Annotated in this window: 16 protein-coding genes; 12 read left to right on the forward strand and 4 right to left on the reverse strand. The window is 73.0% G+C overall.

The features are described from left to right. Positions 1 to 48 precede the first annotated feature (48 nt). The 4 genes from paaK to ACIA8L_RS31700 all read left to right on the forward strand — a co-directional run bounded on the left by paaK (position 49) and on the right by ACIA8L_RS31700 (position 3571). Positions 49 to 1362 carry a phenylacetate--CoA ligase PaaK gene (gene paaK / locus ACIA8L_RS31685; protein ID WP_395910254.1) on the forward strand — a complete coding sequence of 438 codons (1314 nt, stop codon included), beginning with the start codon at positions 49 to 51 and terminating at the stop codon, positions 1360 to 1362. Positions 1363 to 1472: 110 nt separating this feature from the next. Then, on the forward strand, positions 1473 to 2438 hold the full coding sequence (locus ACIA8L_RS31690) for an aldo/keto reductase (RefSeq protein ID WP_395910255.1): 966 nt from the start codon (positions 1473 to 1475) through the stop codon (positions 2436 to 2438). A 9-nt stretch (positions 2439 to 2447) separates the two neighbouring features. Then, positions 2448 to 2996, forward strand: coding sequence for a TetR family transcriptional regulator (locus ACIA8L_RS31695; RefSeq protein WP_395910256.1), 549 nt, complete (start codon positions 2448 to 2450; stop codon positions 2994 to 2996). Positions 2997 to 3052: 56 nt separating this feature from the next. Next, positions 3053 to 3571, forward strand: coding sequence for a gamma carbonic anhydrase family protein (locus ACIA8L_RS31700; protein WP_395910257.1), 519 nt, complete (start codon positions 3053 to 3055; stop codon positions 3569 to 3571). Between the two features lie 343 nt (positions 3572 to 3914). Here the strand turns inward: ACIA8L_RS31700 and ACIA8L_RS31705 are convergent, their stop codons facing one another. After that, positions 3915 to 5039, reverse strand: a complete 1125-nt coding sequence (locus tag ACIA8L_RS31705) for an FAD-dependent oxidoreductase (protein ID WP_395910258.1) — start codon at positions 5037 to 5039, stop codon at positions 3915 to 3917. Between the two features lie 105 nt (positions 5040 to 5144). Between ACIA8L_RS31705 and ACIA8L_RS31710 the strand changes: the two genes are divergently transcribed. Beyond that, on the forward strand, positions 5145 to 6083 hold the full coding sequence (locus tag ACIA8L_RS31710) for a TetR/AcrR family transcriptional regulator (RefSeq protein WP_395910259.1): 939 nt from the start codon (positions 5145 to 5147) through the stop codon (positions 6081 to 6083). Between the two features lie 287 nt (positions 6084 to 6370). Here ACIA8L_RS31710 and ACIA8L_RS31715 read toward each other — a convergent pair whose 3' ends face one another. Further along, positions 6371 to 7276, reverse strand: coding sequence for a phosphotransferase (locus ACIA8L_RS31715; RefSeq protein WP_395910260.1), 906 nt, complete (start codon positions 7274 to 7276; stop codon positions 6371 to 6373). Positions 7277 to 7331: 55 nt separating this feature from the next. Then, complete coding sequence (locus tag ACIA8L_RS31720) at positions 7332 to 8180, reverse strand: helix-turn-helix transcriptional regulator (protein ID WP_395910261.1); 849 nt, start codon at positions 8178 to 8180, stop codon at positions 7332 to 7334. A gap of 295 nt (positions 8181 to 8475) precedes the next feature. Here ACIA8L_RS31720 and ACIA8L_RS31725 point away from each other — a divergent pair, with 295 nt between their 5' ends. Beyond that, complete coding sequence (locus tag ACIA8L_RS31725; protein ID WP_395910262.1) at positions 8476 to 9588, forward strand: hypothetical protein; 1113 nt, start codon at positions 8476 to 8478, stop codon at positions 9586 to 9588. Positions 9589 to 9661: 73 nt separating this feature from the next. Here ACIA8L_RS31725 and ACIA8L_RS31730 read toward each other — a convergent pair whose 3' ends face one another. Beyond that, a complete protein-coding gene (locus tag ACIA8L_RS31730) occupies positions 9662 to 10234 on the reverse strand; it encodes a dihydrofolate reductase family protein (protein WP_395910263.1) in 573 nt (190 codons plus the stop codon). Positions 10235 to 10316: 82 nt separating this feature from the next. Here ACIA8L_RS31730 and ACIA8L_RS31735 point away from each other — a divergent pair, with 82 nt between their 5' ends. From ACIA8L_RS31735 to ACIA8L_RS31760, 6 genes are all read left to right on the forward strand, one after another. Then, a complete protein-coding gene (locus ACIA8L_RS31735) occupies positions 10317 to 11228 on the forward strand; it encodes an RNA polymerase subunit sigma-70 (protein WP_395910264.1) in 912 nt (303 codons plus the stop codon). Positions 11229 to 11309: 81 nt separating this feature from the next. Continuing rightward, entirely contained in the window at positions 11310 to 12083 is a 774-nt protein-coding gene (locus tag ACIA8L_RS31740; protein ID WP_395910265.1) for a histidine kinase, read from the forward strand. Next, a complete protein-coding gene (locus tag ACIA8L_RS31745) occupies positions 12043 to 13029 on the forward strand; it encodes an NAD(P)-dependent alcohol dehydrogenase (RefSeq protein ID WP_395910266.1) in 987 nt (328 codons plus the stop codon). Before ACIA8L_RS31740 ends, ACIA8L_RS31745 begins: the two co-directional genes overlap by 41 nt. Before the next feature lie 55 nt (positions 13030 to 13084). Continuing rightward, a complete protein-coding gene (locus ACIA8L_RS31750; protein ID WP_395910267.1) occupies positions 13085 to 13501 on the forward strand; it encodes a rhodanese-like domain-containing protein in 417 nt (138 codons plus the stop codon). 13 nt (positions 13502 to 13514) lie between these two features. After that, positions 13515 to 14666: an MFS transporter gene (locus tag ACIA8L_RS31755; protein WP_395910268.1), complete on the forward strand. Its 1152-nt coding sequence runs from the start codon at positions 13515 to 13517 to the stop codon at positions 14664 to 14666. Positions 14667 to 14804: 138 nt separating this feature from the next. Continuing rightward, positions 14805 to 15899, forward strand: coding sequence for a glycoside hydrolase family 19 protein (locus ACIA8L_RS31760; protein WP_395910269.1), 1095 nt, complete (start codon positions 14805 to 14807; stop codon positions 15897 to 15899). Positions 15900 to 16215: the final 316 nt, after the last annotated feature.

The following is a 16215-nucleotide window of genomic DNA, read 5'->3' on the forward strand; positions in this document are numbered from 1 at the left end:
GGACCGTTCGACTTGACACCGGATCACCGCGGGTGTCGGCTGGGTGTCATGTTGGCTGCGCGGGCGCCGGAGCCGGAGCTGCTCGACGACGCCGAGCGGATGGGGGCCGAGCAGCTGCGGGAGTTGCAGCTGCGGCGGCTGCAGTGGAGCCTGCGGCACGCATATGCGCACGTGCCGCACTACACGCGGGCGTTCGACGCGGCGGGAGTACACCCGGATGATTGTCGCTCCTTGGCTGATCTCGCCAGGTTTCCGACGACGAGCAAGCAGGATCTGCGGGACAACTATCCGTTCGGGATGTTCGCGGTGCCGGAGGGCGAGCTGCGGCGGGTCCACGCCTCGTCCGGCACTACGGGCCGGCCGACCGTCGTGGGGTACACCCAACATGATCTCGATGTGTGGTCGGACGTCATGGCCAGGTCCATCCGCGCCGCCGGCGGGCGCGCGGGGGACCGGCTGCACAACGCGTACGGCTACGGGCTGTTCACCGGGGGACTGGGCGCGCACTACGGGGCCGAGCGGCTCGGGTGCGCCGTCATCCCGGTGTCGGGCGGGATGACGCCGCGCCAGGTGCAGCTGATCACCGACTTCCGGCCGCGGATCATCATGGTGACGCCGTCCTACATGCTCACGATCATCGACGAGTTCGAGAAGCAGGGCCTCGATCCGCGCGCGGCGAGCCTCGAGATCGGGATCTTCGGGGCCGAGCCGTGGACCGAGCGGATGCGCCACGAGATGGAGGAGCGGGCCGGGATCCACGCGGTCGACATCTACGGGCTGTCGGAGGTCATCGGGCCCGGGGTCGCGCAGGAGTGCGTCGAGACGAAGGACGGGCTGCACGTCTGGGAGGACCACTTCTACCCGGAGGTCATCGACCCGGAGACCGGCGCCGTGCTCCCCGAGGGCGAGCTCGGCGAGCTGGTGTTCACGTCGCTCACCAAAGAGGCGATGCCCGTCATCCGGTACCGTACGCGCGACCTCACCCGCCTGCTGCCGGGCACGGCGCGGCCGGGAATGCGCCGCATGGAGAAGGTCACCGGCCGCTCCGACGACATGATCATCCTGCGCGGGGTCAACCTGTTCCCGACGCAGATCGAGGAGATCATCCTGCGCACACCCGGGCTGGCGCCGCACTTCCAGCTGGTGCTCACCACCCGCGGGCGGATGGACCACCTCACGGTCCAGGTCGAGGTGCGCCCCGACTGCCCGGCCGAGCGCCGCCCGGCCGCCGGGGCCGAGGTCGCCCGGCACGTCAAGGACACCATCGGCACGAGCATCGACGTCGTGGTCGTCGAGCCCGAGACCCTGGCCCGCTCGTCCGGCAAGCTCCAGCGCCTGGTCGACCACCGCGAGCGGTCCTGACGGGCATCCTCGCCGCCGACACCCTCGACGGCCCCACCGCCCTGCGCGCGCCCGGTCATTATGAGTTACAGAATTTGTAATCTGTAACCAACGGGTCTAGCGTCGCGGGCATGCGACGGCTTGGCACCCATGGACCGACGGTTTCCGCGATCGGGCTCGGCTGCAACCAGATGTCCTCCAGCGACGCCGGTGACGACGTCGGCGTGGCCACCGTCCGGGCCGCGATCGACGCCGGCATCACCCTGCTGGACACCGGCGACTTCTACGGCAACGGCCACAACGAGTGGCTGATCCGCCAGGCCCTGCGCCCCGGCGACCGCGAACGGATCGTCATCAGCGACAAGTTCGGCGGCCTGCGCGACCCCGCCGGCCGGTTCGTGGGCATGAACATGAGCCCGGCGTCGCTGAAGAGCGCCCTCGCCTACTCCCTGCAGCGGCTCGGCACCGACCACATCGACATCTACCGACCGGCCCGCCTGGACCCGGCGGTGCCGATCGAGGACACCATCGGTGCCGCCGCGGAGATGGTGGCGGCGGGCTGGGTGCGGCACGTCGGGCTGTCCGAGGTCGGCCCGGAGACGATCCGCCGCGCCCACGCCGTCCACCCGATCGCCGACCTGCAGATCGAATACTCCCTGTTCAGCCGCGGCCCCGAGCGGGAGATCCTGGCCACCTGCCGCGAACTCGGCATCGGCGTCACCGCCTACGGCGTGCTCTCCCACGGCCTGCTCACCGGCGCCTACCCGGGCGGCGGGGAGATCGCCCACCTGCCGCGCTTCCACGGCGACAACCTGGCCGCGAACCTCGCCCTGGTCGAGCGCCTGCGCCCGATCGCCGAGGGCCTCGGCGTCACCATCGCCCAGCTGGCCATCGCCTGGGTACTCGCACAAGCCGACGACATCGTCGCGCTCGTGGGCGCCAGCCGCCCCAGCCGGGTCGCGGCCGCCCTGGACGCGGCCGACATCGTCCTGGACGCCGCGGCGATCGAAGCCATCGAAGCGGCCGTCCCCGCCGACGCCGTCGCCGGCACCCGCTACGGCGCACCGCAGATGGCGATGCTCGACAGCGAACGTTAAAGTCGCGCCGTGCTCGACGCCGAGACCATCATGCTGGCCACCGAGGACGTCCTGCGCCGATACGGCCCCGCGAAGGCCACCGTCGTGGACGTCGCCCGCGCTCTCGGCGTCAGCCACGCGGCCGTCTACCGCCACTTCCCGTCCAAGGCCGCCCTGCGCGAGGCCGTCACCAGACGCTGGCTCCACCGCGCCTACGACGACCTGGCCGCCATCGCCGCCGACACCGGCCGCGACCCGGCCGGACGGCTGCGCGACTGGATCTTCGCCCTGTTCGCGGCCAAGCGCACGGCGGCCGCGAACGACCCCGAGCTGTTCGCCACCTACGGCGCCCTGGCCCGCGAGCACAACGCGGTCGCCGCGGAGCACGTCGAGGCGCTGCTGGGCCAGCTGGAGCAGATCGTCGGCGACCCCGGCACCGCCCGGACGGTGTTCACGGCCACCGCGGCCTTCCACCACCCGGCCCACGCCGCCGAGTGGAACGACCCCGGCCGCGAGGCGCTCCTGGCCGACCTCTGCGCCGTCCTCGTGGCCGGCCTGCCCCCGCGGCCACCCGCGTGATCAGCACTATGGTGGCACCGGGACCGTCCACCAGCAGCGAGTCACTGGAGCCGTGCGTGCCGATCTACGCCCTGGGCGAGCATGAACCGACGATCGACCCGTCCGCCTACGTCCACCCCGACGCGATCATCATCGGCCGCGTGTCCCTGGGCGCGGACGCGTCGGTCTGGCCGGCCGCCGTCCTGCGCGGGGACAGCAACGACATCGTCGTCGGCGCCGGCTCCAACATCCAGGATGGCAGCGTCATCCACGCCAACGAGCTGCACGCCACCCGGATCGGCGCCCGCTGCGTCATCGGCCACATGGTCCACCTCGAAGGCTGCGTCATCGAGGACGGCGCTTTGATCGGCTCCCAGGCCACCGTCCTGTCCGGGGCCGTCGTCGGCGCCGGCGCCCAGGTCGGCGCGGCCGCCCTCGTCCCGCCGCGGTTCGTCGTCCCGCCCGGGACCATGGCCCTGGGCGTGCCGGCCCGCGTCGTCGACAAACCGGTCGACGCCGAACACCTGCGGATCAACGCCGAACGATACGTCGACAACGCCCGCCGGTTCCGCGCCGCCCTGCGCCGCATCGACTGAACCGGGGTCCACGGTGGGGGCTCAAGAAGGCGTCCCGGGGTCGTCCGGCCGCGCCGAAGCAGACGAACGGGCCGGGCATGCCCCGCGCGGCTGCGGCGAGCGCGGCGGCCGGCCCGAGCCCCGCGCCAATGTTGCGGTGAAACGGTCGTGCCGGCCATCGCGTCCTCGCGCCGACCCGGGTCGTGCTGGCCACCCGGGTAGTCCAGGCAGTTGATCCGCCGCACCGGCACCCCACCATCGGGCGTGCGGACCAGAACTGCCGGGTTGCGCCCGACGGCCACGAGCACCGGCATCACTACGCTCACGCCCGGAGAAGGGCCGCCACCGCCCGCTCGGATACCCGTTACGCCGTCTCCTGTTCGTCGACGTTCTCGCCGTAGCCGAAGTCGGGGACCTCGGCCGACAGGAGGAACTCGGCGCCGCCCTCGGTGGCCTTCTGCATCTCGGCCGCGCGCGGGAACATCGTCGACTCGTACGCGCGGACGGCCGCCTCGATCGAGGCGGACTCGGCTATGGCGACGGCGAGCTCGGCGGCGTCGAGCATCGCCAGGTTGACGCCGACGCCGAGCGGGGGCATCAGGTGGGCGGCGTCGCCGAGGAGGGTGACGGCCGGGTTGTGCTCCCAGGTGTGGGGGACCGGCAGGGCGTAGATGGGGCGTTGCACGTAGTCGCCGTCGTTGTCGGTGATCATGCGCCGCAGGCGCGGTGACCAGTGCGTGTAGGCGGCCAGCAGGCGGGCGCGGATGCCGGCGGTGTCGTCGATGCTCAGGCCGCTTCGGCCGAGCCAGTCGACCGGGACGCGCTGGATGATGTAGACGCGGATGTGCCCGCCGCTGTTGCGCTGGGCGAACAGGCCGCGGTCGCCGTCGGCGGCGGCCGCGCTGCCCGCACCGACCAGCTCGGCGATGTCGGGGTGGCGGCGGTCGGCGTCGGCGAAGCGGGCCTCCAGGAACGTCACGCCGCTGTACTGCGGGGTGGCGTCCGAAACCGCCGGCCGGACCTTCGAGAACGCGCCGTCCGCGCCGACGACGAGGTCGCACTCCACAACGTCACCGGTTGAAAAGTGCAATCGGTTCCCTTTTTCCACCGAGTCCAGCGCCTGCCCCCACCGCACGGTGCCGGGCGCGAGCGATTCGAGGAGCAGGTCGCGCAGCTGCCCGCGGTCGATCTCGGGCTTGAAGCGGTCGTCGGGCTCGGGGACGCTGTGGAACAGCACGGCGCCGTGCCGGTCCAGCTGCCGCATCTCCTGCCCTTCGGGCCGGGCGAGCCGGAAGAACTCGTCGAGCAGGCCGGCCTCGCGCAGGGCCAGCTGCCCGTCGTCGGCGCGCAGGTCGAGGGTGCCACCTTGGTTGCGGGCCTTGGGCCCGGGCTCGCCGTCATACACGGTGACGTCGATGCCACGCCGCTGCAAAATCCGAGCGCACGTCAACCCGCCCGGCCCGGCGCCGATGATGCTGATACGGGCCATGATTCCAAATCCCTGCTTCGGGTGTACCTCTACAAAAGCAGATCCAGTGCAAAAGTGCAACGAGTCCACTTATTGCCTCATGCAACCTTAGGCTATGCTGCACCCATGACCCGCCCCACCCCGCCGCCGTCCGCCCCACCGGCGTCGTCGTCCGCGCCGTCCGCCCGGCTGGCGTCGCCTTCCGCGCCCGCTTCGTCGTCCGCGCCGCCCGCCCCGCAGGCGTCGCCTTCCGCGCGGTCCGCCCAGCCGGCGTCTTCCGCGCTGGCCCCGTCTTCCGCGCCGCACGTCCAGCCGGCGTCGTCTTCCGCGCCGCCCGCCCCGCAGGCGTCGTCGTCCGCGCGGTCCGCCCGGCTGGCGTCGTCTTCCGCGCCCGCTTCGTCCTCCGCGCCGCACGTCCAGCCGGCGTCGTCTTCCGCGCCGCCCGCCCGGTCCGCCCCGGCGACGGAGGCCTCCGCGCCGGCCGCGCCGGCTTTGCCCGCCGTCGGGCGCCGGGACCGCAAGAAGGCCGCCACGCGTCAGGCGATCGCCGACGCCGCGCTGCGCCTGTTCCTGGAGCGGGGCTACGACCAGGTCAGCATCCGCGACATCGCCGACGCCGCCGACGTCTCCACCACGACCCTGTTCAAGCACTTCCCGGGCAAGGAGGCCCTCGTCTTCGACCGCGAACAGGGCCAGGGCGCCGCGCTGGCCACCGCGATCCGCGAGCGTCCACCCCAGCAGACCGTGATCGCCGCGCTGCGCGAGCACGTCCTGGCCAACTGGCTCCCCCTGGCCGCCGACCCGCAGTTGGCCGAGTTCACGAGGTTGGTGGAGTCGACCCCGGCGCTGCGGCAGCACTGGGAGCGCATGTGGACCCGGCACACCGAGACCCTGAGCACCGCCATCGCCGAAGCGGTCGACGCACCCGAGGACGACATCAGCTGCCGAGCCCTCGCCCGGTTCGTGCTGGAGATCCCCGCCCTCACCCGCACCCGGTCAGACCGCCGCGCTGCGGTCGAGGCCATTTTCGACCTTCTGCAACACGGCTGGCTCGCGCTGCGATGACTCGCCGACGCCGACGCCGACGCCGACGCCGACGCCGTCGCCGCGACGTCGCGGTGGGCGAAGAGCTCACCGACGAGCGGCTGGCCGAGCTGACCGACGACTGCGCCGCCACCACCGCCGGCCCTGGTTTCACGACGTCCTGCCGGTGTGCTGCGGCTCGGTGCCGTGGCCGCGGGATCGGGGACTACTGGCGGCGGGCCGGGCTTCGCCGGCGGTATCGGCGGCACAGGGTCCCGCGCTGCTCGACTTGATGCGGGAGGCTCGAAACTAACGCCGCGCGCGCCGCGTCACATGCCGTTCAGGACGCGAGCGAGGGCCGTGCGCCCGATGGGGCCCCAGTGCGGCTTGCCGCCCGGCCGGCCGCGGTCTCCGTTCTGGCCCATCAGGATCAGGAACAGGCACTTCATGGCGGCCAGCCCGCGTGCTCGCCGGACCGTCGCCTCGTCCGCCCGGGCGTAGCGGTCGAAGAACCGCGCGGCCTCGCCCTCGGGCAGCAGCAGCCAGGCCGCCCCGAGGTCCCAGGCCGGGTCGCCGGCGTGGAGCGCGCCGAAGTCGACGATGCCGGCCAGTGTGCCGTCGGCGGTGACGACGTTCGCGGGGTGCAGGTCGCCGTGCACCCAGACCCGTGGCCCCGGCCACTCGGGAGTCGCGGCCGCGTCGTCCCAGACCGCCTGGATGTCATCTTCGGCGAAGCCGGAGCCGTCCAGGTCGACGGCCGCCAGGAACTGCTCGAACCCGCCTCTGGAGTCCTTGGGGTGGGTGCCGAAGTCCGAGGCGCCGGGCGCGTCGGCGGGGGCCTCCACGTGCAGCGCCCGTAGGAAGGCCGCCAGCGTGTCGGCCGCATGGCCGCCGCGGACGATCGAGCCGTGATCCAGGGGCGTGCCGTGCACCCAGGTCATGACCGTCCACAGCTTCGGGAAGCGCGCCGACGGCGCGCCGCCGCGCACCGGGGTCGGGATCGGCAGCGGCAGGCGTGCGGCCAGCAGCGGGAGCCAACGACGCTCCTTGAGCTGCGGATCGGGGCTGGTGTCCATCCGCTGCATCCGCACCGCCAGGTCGTCGCCGAGGCGCCACATCTGGTTGCCCCAGCCGCCCGGCACCTCGCGAATCGACAGATCGGCCAGGTCCGGGTGCTGCTCCCGCAGCAATTCGCGGACCAGGTCCTCGCTGGCGTCGGGCTCGGGCTCGATCACGGGAAGCCACGGTACCCGAGATGTCCGGCCCGCAGCCCCCGGCCGGCGGGCCGCGCTACACCGTGGTCTTGGCCCAGCTGGCCAGGAGGCGGAGGCTGTCGTGGGTCGGGCTGCCCGGCTCGGCGTGGTAGGCGGTCATCGTCAGGCCCGGGTCGGCCGGCAGGGGCATCGCCTCGAAGCTCAGGCTCAGGCGGCCCACGACCGGGTGGTGGAAGTGCTTCACGCCGGTCTGGTGCAGCCGCACGTTGTGCGCGGCCCAGCGGGTGCGGAAGTCCTCGCTGCGGGTGACGAGCTCGCCGACCAGGTCGGTCAGGGCCTTGTCGTAGGGGTCGCGGCCGGCCTCGGTGCGCAGCAGCGCGACGGTGGTGTTGGCGGCGTCGTCCCAGTTGGGGTAGAAGTCCCCGGCGGCCGGGTCGAGGAAGCAGAACCGGGCCAGGTTCGGCGGGCGTTGCGGGGTCGCGAACGCGGGGGAGTACAGCGCGAAACCCAGCGGGTTGGCGGCGAGCACGTCGAGGCGGCCGTTGCGCACGAACGTCGGCGCGTCGGTCATGGCGTCGATGAGCTGCTGGATCGCCGGCCGGACCTGGTGGCGGACGGTGCGGCGGCGGGCCCGCGGGCTGTCGTTGGCGGTGCGGGCGAGGTCGTGCAGGTGGGAGCGTTCGGCGTCGTCGAGCTGCAGGGCCCGGGCGACGGCCTCCAGGACACTGTCGGACACGCCGGACAGGTTGCCCCGCTCCAGCCGCACGTAGTAGTCGGGGCTGACCCCGGCCAGCAGCGCGACCTCGGCGCGGCGCAGCCCCGGCACCCGCCGGCGCCCACCGTAGTCGGGCAGCCCGGCCTGCTCCGGCGTGATCCGCGCCCGCCGCGAGGCCAGGAATTCGCGCACCGCATCCCGGTTGTCCACCTGCCAACACTACGGCCGGCCACCCGCGGTTGAGAGGCCCTGGCGTTACCTCCCAACGCGCGTGCGCCGGCTACGGGCCGAAGCAGCGGTGCGGCTCGGCCAGCGACCGGGCGAACACCACCTTCGCCTCCGCGGTGAGCGTCGCCGCGAACGCCGACGAGCCCGAGGAGCGCGCAGGTCAGCACGGCGCCGGCCCGGAAGGTACGCTGCATCGTCGCACGTGCCAAGCCGTGCGGAACCCGGGTCGGCCCGCAGCGGTGGGCCGGTGAGCCGTCGATGAACAGCGGGCGGCATCGTGATCGCTCTGGACGACTGGCGTTCGCTTGACGTGGACCGGGCCGGCCGTTACGCCCGGGCCGTTGCCGCGGCGGTCGGCGCGGACGACGTCGAGCTGGGGCGGCCCGACTCGACCGGCCAGCCGATGCGGTTGGCCCGGTTCCGGATCTCGGGCCAGGTGTATTCGCTCGTGCCCGGCGGCGCCGCCGAGCTCGGCTACGACGCCACCCGCTACCAGCCGGTGAAGGCCGAGCTGGCGTCGTTCCTGGGCGACCACGACGCACTCCGCCCCCATCCCGACGACGCTGACGACGGCGGGCACGACGACGGCGAGGACCGGGACGTCGTGGACCCGTGGCGGACCCCGCTGCCGGTCCTGCCGGGCCAGCTCGAACTCCTCCCGATGGCCGCCGTCACCACCGGCCCGACCCCCGCCCCGCCGCCCTGGCGACCGGCCGCTGGCGACCTCGGCGACCTGCGCGCGTACCTGTCCGCCCGGCTCACCCCACCGCGCACCGCCTCGATGCCCACCCTGCTCGTCGCGGCCGAGTCGGCGACCGCCGGCCTGCTCGAGGTCGCCCCCGACCACCCGGACGTCGTCGCCTTCCTGGCCACGCGCGCACCGTGGAAGCCCGGCGTGCTCGGCACCTACGGCGACAGGTGCGTCGCCGACGACGACCGGAGCACGCACGTGCGGGCCGAGTTCGACGCGGCGGGCCGGGTCCGGCAGGCCTGGCTCGCCGTCCACGTCACCCACGCCGAGGTCGTGGCCGACCTCGCCGCCACCGGCCGGCGCCTGCTCACCCCGGACGAGTGGGAGTATGCGCACGGACTCGGCCCCGGCACCCTGTTCCCGTCGGGCGACCGCTTCGAGCGCCGGGCCGGCCCCGAGACGGTGACCGGCCTGCGCTGGGGCGACCCGTACTACCCCGAGCTCACCGCCGTCCACGGTGAGGTCCGCGGCAGCGACCTCGGCAACGCCTCCTGCGGCGGCGCCACCCGGTTCTACCAGGCCATGGTGCGCATCCCCGCCTTCCGAGACGCCGAGATCGTCGCCGAGGACACCGCCAGGACCGCCGTCCGCCGCCGCCGCTACCGTCCGGCCATGGAAGTCCCTCCCATCAGGTGGTGATCGGCCAGCCGCCCGATCCCATGCCGACCATCGTCCACCAGAGCCGGTGTCAACCAGGTGTCAACGACCGGCGTCAATCCCCGGCCCGTTCCCGGCGCAGCACGGTCAGCACCGCCGGGTCGATGGCCTCGACCTCGGTGAACCGGAAGTCGCCGGGCACACCGCCGGCAAAGAGCCGGTCACCGGCGCCGGTGACCGTCGGGAACGTGATCAGGCGGTACTCGTCGACCAGATCCGCGGCCGCGAGCGCGTGCACCAGGCTCAAGCTCCCGATCACGATGACGTTGCGCCGGACCCGCTCGGCGGCGGCCCAGGCCACCGGGTCGCCATCGATCACCGCCGAATTGGACCATGCCGCCGCGTCGATCGAGCCCCGCGTCGCGACCCGCTTCGGGACCGAGTTCATCACGCGGGCGTACGCGCTGTCCCGGCCCGGCCACAGCTGCGCGAACGCCGCCCATGTCCGCCGGCCGTAGAGCTGCACGCCGTCGCGCTCCATCCGCGCGCCGAGGCGGAACTTGTCGTCACTGACCGGGCCGGGGCCGTAGCGGAACGCCCACCCGCCATAGCCGGTACCCCCGCGCCCGTCCGGATCTGAGACCACGCCGTCGAGGGTGCAGAACTGAATCACGATGATGTCGCCCACCGGTGGGTTCCTCTCGTCGAAAACCGCTGTCACCCACCACATACCGGCGCCGGCGGCGAAACTCATCGCGTACGCTCCGGGCGTGCCGGACTTTGAGCCCTTCCGCGGTGACCTGCTCGCGCACTGCTACCGGATGGTCGGCTCCTTCGACGAGGCCGAGGACCTGGTGCAGGAGACGCTGCTGCGGGCGTGGAAGGCCGCCGACCGCTACGACCCGCAGCGCGCGTCGGTGCGCACCTGGCTGCACCGCATCGCCACCAACACCTGCCTGACCGCCGTCGAGGGCCGCGCCCGCCGCCCGCTGCCGAGCGGCCTCGGCCCGGCCGGCGACGACCCGCACGCCCCGCTCACCCCGAGCCTCGACATCCCGTGGCTGCAGCCGTTCCCGGACGCCCGCCTCGGCGGCCCGGCCGACGCCGCCCAGCAGCGCGCCGGTCTGCGCCTCGCCCTGGTCGCCGCGCTGCAGCTGCTCCCGGCGCGGCAGCGGGCGGCGCTGGTCCTGCGGGAGGTACTGCAACTGCCCGCGGCCGAGGTCGCCGACGTCCTCGACACCAGCGTCGCCTCCGTCAACAGCAGCCTCCAGCGGGCCCGGGCGGCACTGCGCGCGGCCGCGCCGGAGCTGGAGGACCTGCGCGAACCGGCGGACCCGGACGAGCGGGCGGTCGTCGAGCGCTACCTGACCGCGTTCGAGGCGGCCGACGTGCCCGCCCTCACCCGCCTGCTCGCCGACGACGTCGTGCTGGAGATGCCGCCGGTCAACCTGTGGCTCGCCGGCCGGGAGCACTACGCCACCTTCATGGAGCGCGTCTTCGCGATGCGCGGCCCGGGCTGGCACCTGCGACCCGTCGCCGCCAACGGCGCTCCCGCGCTCGCGGCCTACACTCCGGACCACAAACCACATTCACTGCAGATCTTCTCGGTGTACCGCCAGCGGATCCGCCGCAGCGTGACGTTCGCCGACCCGAGCCTGTTCCGCCACTTCGGCCTGCACTGAGACGAGACGGGCCGATGGCCGCTCGACCGTCTCGTACTTTGGTCGGATCCGGCGGACCGGCCGCGTCCCTACGATGGGTGGATGCGCCTCATCCGGCCCGGAGCGCGCGACGCCGTCCTCGTCGCGGCATTGATCGGGGCCGCGGTGGTGGAGGGCGTCCTGCGGTCCGAGCCCGTCCTGCTCACCGTGGCGCTGCTCCCGTTGCTGCTGTGGCGGCGGTACTACCCATTGACCGCGGTCGCCATAGCGTCCGCCGCCGCCGCGGTCGCCGTCCTCGTGGCCCACAGTGAGCCGCGGCTGCAGACGGCCGCGGCGTTGCTGCTCCTGCCCTACTCGCTGGTTCGGTGGGGCTCGCCGCGGTCGGTCGCCCTGGGCACGCCGCTGGTCCTCGGCAAGATCGTGCTCGCGGCCGCCGCCGGCCTGCTGAGCTGGACCGAGATGGACGAGGGCTTCGCCACCATGGCCGCGCTCGGTGCGGCCGCGGCGGCGCTGCGATACCGGGCCCGGGCCCTGGACCGCGAACGCGAACACATCCGCCTGCTCGAACGCGAACGCCTGGCCCGCGACCTCAACGACACCGTCGCCCACCACGTGTCGGCGATCGCCGTCCAGGCCCAGGCCGGCCGGTTCACCGGACCGATCGAGACCCTGCGTCGCATCAAGGCTGAGGGCGCGCAGACCCTGGCCGAGATGCGGCTGCTGCTGCGGACCCTGCGCCCGCCGAAAGAACGGCTCCTTTCCCCGACCTTCGGCCGGGACGACAGCGGCCTCGAGACCGATGCTCCGGGCCTCGGCGGCCGCGACGATCGACGGCATGAAGGCGATAGTTCAGGAGCGTTACGGCCCGCCGAGTGAGCTGCGATACGCCGACGTGGACACCCCGGTCCCCGCGGCCGACGAGGTCCTGGTCCGGGTCCACGCGGCCGGGGTCAACGCCGCCGACTGGCACGTCCTGCGCGGCGACCCGAAGTTGGCCCGGCTCACCGTCGCCGGGTTCGGGCTGCGCGGGCCGAAACAGCGGATTCGCGGCTCGGACTTCGCCGGCGTCGTGGAGTTCGCCGGCCGCGCCGTCACCGACCTCAAGCCTGGCGACCAGGTGTACGGCTCGGCGGCGGGCGCGTTCGCGGAGTACGCCTGCGCCAAGGCGGCCGCGGTCGCGCACATGCCGGCGGGCCTGACGTTCGAGCAGGCCGCCGCGCTGCCTCTGGCCGCCGCGACCGCCCTCGGAGGGCTGCGCGACCTGGCCGCGGCCCGGCCCGGCCAGCGCCTGCTCATCAACGGGGCTTCCGGTGGAGTGGGCATGTTCGCGGTACAACTGGGCAAGGCTTTCGGTCTGCACGTCACGGGAGTGTGCAGCGCCCGCAACGCCGAACTGGTCACCGGCGTCGGGGCCGACGCGGTCATCGACTACACGCGCGACGACTTCACGCGGACGCGGACGCGGTACGACATCGTCTTCGACCTGGTCGCCAACCGGTCGCTCACCGCCCTTCGCCGCACCGTCACGCCGAAGGGCACGCTGATCCTGGCCGGCGGCGGCGTGTACACGGGCGGGAGCCTCGTCGGGCCGATGGGCCTGGTCATCAGCGGTCTGCTGGCCGGCCGCCTCGGGTCGCAGCGGGTGCTGCTGCTCTCCGGCGAGCCCAACCGGGAGCGCCTCGACGCGGTGCGTGAGCACGTCGAAGCGGGCGAGCTCAGCCCCGTCATCGAGCGCACCTACCCCCTCGAGCGCGCCCCGGACGCCATCGCCCACCTCGAGACCGAGCACGCGCGCGCGAAGATCGTGCTCTCGTGCCGGTGACGTCGGCCGCGCGGGCCGGTGTCCCGCGCGCGGCGGCCGGTGACATGATCGGGGTGTGAGCGAGCACAACGACGGACCGGGTGTGGCCCGGGTGCTGACGGAGGCGCGGCGGGGCGTGCGGCGATACACCCCGCGGGAGACCGAGACCGCCCGCCTCCGCGGTGCCCTGATCGTCGACACCCGCACCGAGACCCAGCGCGCGGAGACCGGCGAGCTCCCCGGCGCCGCGGTCATCGACCCGACCGTCCTGGAGTGGCGGCTCGACCCGGCCTGCCCCACCCGCATCCCGGAGGCGACGTCCTACGACGTGGAGATCGTCGTCGTCTGCCGCCAGGGCTACAGCTCCAGCCTGGCCGCCGAGAGCCTCCGCCGCGTCGGGCTGCACCGGGCCACCGACCTCGCCGGCGGCGTCGAGGCCTGGCTCGACGCGGGCCTGCCGCTGCACCGCGAACCCGCCGACGTGCGCCGCTGACGCCGAGCGGGCCGTGGTGACTGCGAATCCGGCGCGGGCCGGGCTGGTGATCCTGGCGCTGTGCGTGTTCGCGGGCGTGACGACCGAGATGCTGCCGGTCGGGCTGCTGCCGGCGGTCGGGCGGGCGGTCGGGACCGGCGACTCGGCGACGGGGCTGCTCGTCAGCCTCTACGCGGCCCTCGTCGCGGTGCTCGCCGTGCCGCTGACCCTGGCGACCCGGCGGGTGCCGCGCAAGCGGCTGCTGCTGATCGCGACCGGGTGCTTCGCCGCCAGCAACGCGCTCGCGGCGGTGGCGCCCGGCTACGCGCTCCTGGCCGTGGCGCGCGGGCTCGGCGGGGCGACGCACGCGGTGTTCTTCGCGGTCTGCATCGGGTACGCGGCCCGGCTCGTGCCGCCGGAGCGCACCGGCTCGGCGCTCGCGTTCGCGTCGGCCGGGATCTCGGCCGGGTTCGTCCTCGGGGTGCCTCTCGCCACGGCCCTCGGCAACGCCGTCGGCTGGCGCGGGGCGTTCGCCGCGCTCGGCGTGCTCATGCTGGTGTTGCTGCTGCTGGTCGCCGGGCGGCTGCCGGAGGTCGAGCCGGCCGCCCGGGACGAGGCGGCGGGGACGGGGGTGCGGCGGCTGGTGGCGGTGATCGGGTCGAACATCCTCGTCTACACCGGGCAGTACGCGCTGTACTCGTACGTGTCGGTGCTGCTGCTGCGGGCCGGTGCGGCGGCAGAGCTGGTCGGGCCGATTCTGCTCGTGTTCGGCGGGTGCGGGCTGCTCGGGGTCTGGCTCGCCGGGCGGCGGCTGGACGTGCGGTTCCGGGGGACGGCACTGGTCGTGCTCGTGGTGCTGTGCGCGGGCATCGGCAGTACCGGCGCGGGCTTTCCGGTCTTGGCTTTGGTCATCGCCGGCGGGGCGGTCTGGAACTGCGCGTTCGGGCCGGTCGCGTCGATCCATCAGACCGCCGCGATCCGGGCCCGGGCGACGACGGAGGACCTGGCCGGGGCCTGGATCGTCGCCACCGCCAACGTCGGGATCGCGGCCGGGGCCGGTGTCGGCGGGGTCGTGCTCGACCACTTCGGGCTGCGCGCGGTGGCGTGGGTGGCCGCGGCGGCGGTGGCGGGTGCCGCCGCGATCGTCCTGGCGGCCCGGGACGCGTTCCCCCGCACGACGGTGTGACGGTCAGCCGCAGTCGGCGCTGCATCGGCGGAGTGCCGTAAAGAATTCTTAACAGTCTTTACAAAACACAAAACCTTGTTTACAAATTGGGATGGACATGCGTCGATCGCACCGGCAACGGTGGAAGGGAACCGCTCCATGCCCAAGCAACGACTCCTCGCCTACGTCGCCGCGGCGGGCCTCATGCTGGCCGGCGCCGCGGCCGCGATCATCCCCATCACCGCCGCCGGTGCGGCCGCCGCCTGCGCACCGGCCTACGTCAGCAGCACCGTCTACACCGGCGGCCAGCAGGCCTCGTACAACGGGCACAACTGGACCGCGAAGTGGTGGACGCAGTACGAGACCCCCAGCACCGGCGGCTCCGGCGTGTGGAGCGACGGTGGCGACTGCGGTGGCGGCACCGGCGGCGGGGGCGGCACGACCCAGTGCAACTACCCGAACTGGGTCGCCGGCCAGTGGTACACGACCGGCACCATCGTGCGGTACACCAGCGGCGGGTACTACCAGGCGTCGCACGACAACCCCGGCTACGACCCGGTGATCAGCTACTGGTACTGGTCACCGTTCAGCTGCACCGGGGGTGGCGGCGGCGACACCGGCGGCGGTGGCAACACCAGCGGCTTCGTGGTCAGCGAGGGCCAGTTCAATCAGATGTTCCCGTCGCGCAACAGCTTCTACACCTACGCCGGCCTGACCGACGCCATGAAGAAGTACCCGGCGTTCGCCACCACCGGCAGCGACACGGTCAAGAAGCAGGAAGCCGCCGCGTTCCTGGCCAACGTGAGCCACGAGACCGGCGGCCTGGTCTACATCGACGAGATCAACACCGCGAACTGGCCGCACTACTGCGACACCAGCCAGCCCTACGGCTGCCCGGCCGGCCAGTCCGCCTACCACGGCCGCGGCCCGATCCAGTTGAGTTGGAACTTCAACTACAAGGCGGCCGGCGACGCCCTCGGCGTCGACCTGCTCAACAACCCCAACCTGGTGGCGACGAACTCGTCCATCTCCTGGCAGACCGGCCTCTGGTACTGGATGACCGGCACCGGCAACGCGGGCACCACCTCACACAACGCGATGGTGAACGGCCAGGGCTTCGGCACCACGATCCGCGCCATCAACAGCATCGAGTGCAACGGCGGCAACCCCGCCCAGGTGCAGAGCCGGATCAACCTCTACAACCAGTTCGCCGGCGTCCTCGGGGTGCCCGCGGGCGGCAACCTGTCCTGCTAAATGCTTTGCCGCACAGGCCGGGGATGCCGCACGATGTGGGGAGCGGCATCCCCGGTGCGCAGGCGACCGTTACTTCCTAAAGATCTTTCGTGTTCTCGGTGAGTCGCTGTCGGTCGATCGGGTTGGTGGCTAGGACAATCAGGGACATGACTGCTTCACCCCGGTCGGCCGGTCGGCGTCGCGGTGTTGTTCGTGACGTGGATGCGTTGCGGGAGCAGCGTATGCGGGCCGTGGACATGTTCGAAGCCGGCTCTCGGCAGGTCGATGTGGTCAATGCGTTGGGTGTCACGGCGCAGGCTGCGTCACGGTGGTATCA

It is taken from the genome of Dactylosporangium sp. NPDC051541, assembly GCF_044454505.1.
Taxonomy (GTDB): Bacteria; Actinomycetota; Actinomycetes; order Mycobacteriales; family Micromonosporaceae; genus Dactylosporangium.

Excerpts from the sequence above, each read along its gene's own strand:
- paaK (WP_395910254.1), top strand. The coding sequence starts at position 49 with ATGTTGGCTGCGCGGGCGCCGGAGCCGGAGCTGCTCGACGACGCCGAG.
- ACIA8L_RS31740 (WP_395910265.1), top strand. The coding sequence starts at position 11,310 with ATGCGCCTCATCCGGCCCGGAGCGCGCGACGCCGTCCTCGTCGCGGCA.
- ACIA8L_RS31690 (WP_395910255.1), top strand. The coding sequence starts at position 1,473 with ATGCGACGGCTTGGCACCCATGGACCGACGGTTTCCGCGATCGGGCTC.
- ACIA8L_RS31745 (WP_395910266.1), top strand. The coding sequence starts at position 12,043 with ATGAAGGCGATAGTTCAGGAGCGTTACGGCCCGCCGAGTGAGCTGCGA.
- ACIA8L_RS31705 (WP_395910258.1), bottom strand. The coding sequence starts at position 5,039 with ATGGCCCGTATCAGCATCATCGGCGCCGGGCCGGGCGGGTTGACGTGC.
- ACIA8L_RS31710 (WP_395910259.1), top strand. The coding sequence starts at position 5,145 with ATGACCCGCCCCACCCCGCCGCCGTCCGCCCCACCGGCGTCGTCGTCC.
- ACIA8L_RS31760 (WP_395910269.1), top strand. The coding sequence starts at position 14,805 with ATGCCCAAGCAACGACTCCTCGCCTACGTCGCCGCGGCGGGCCTCATG.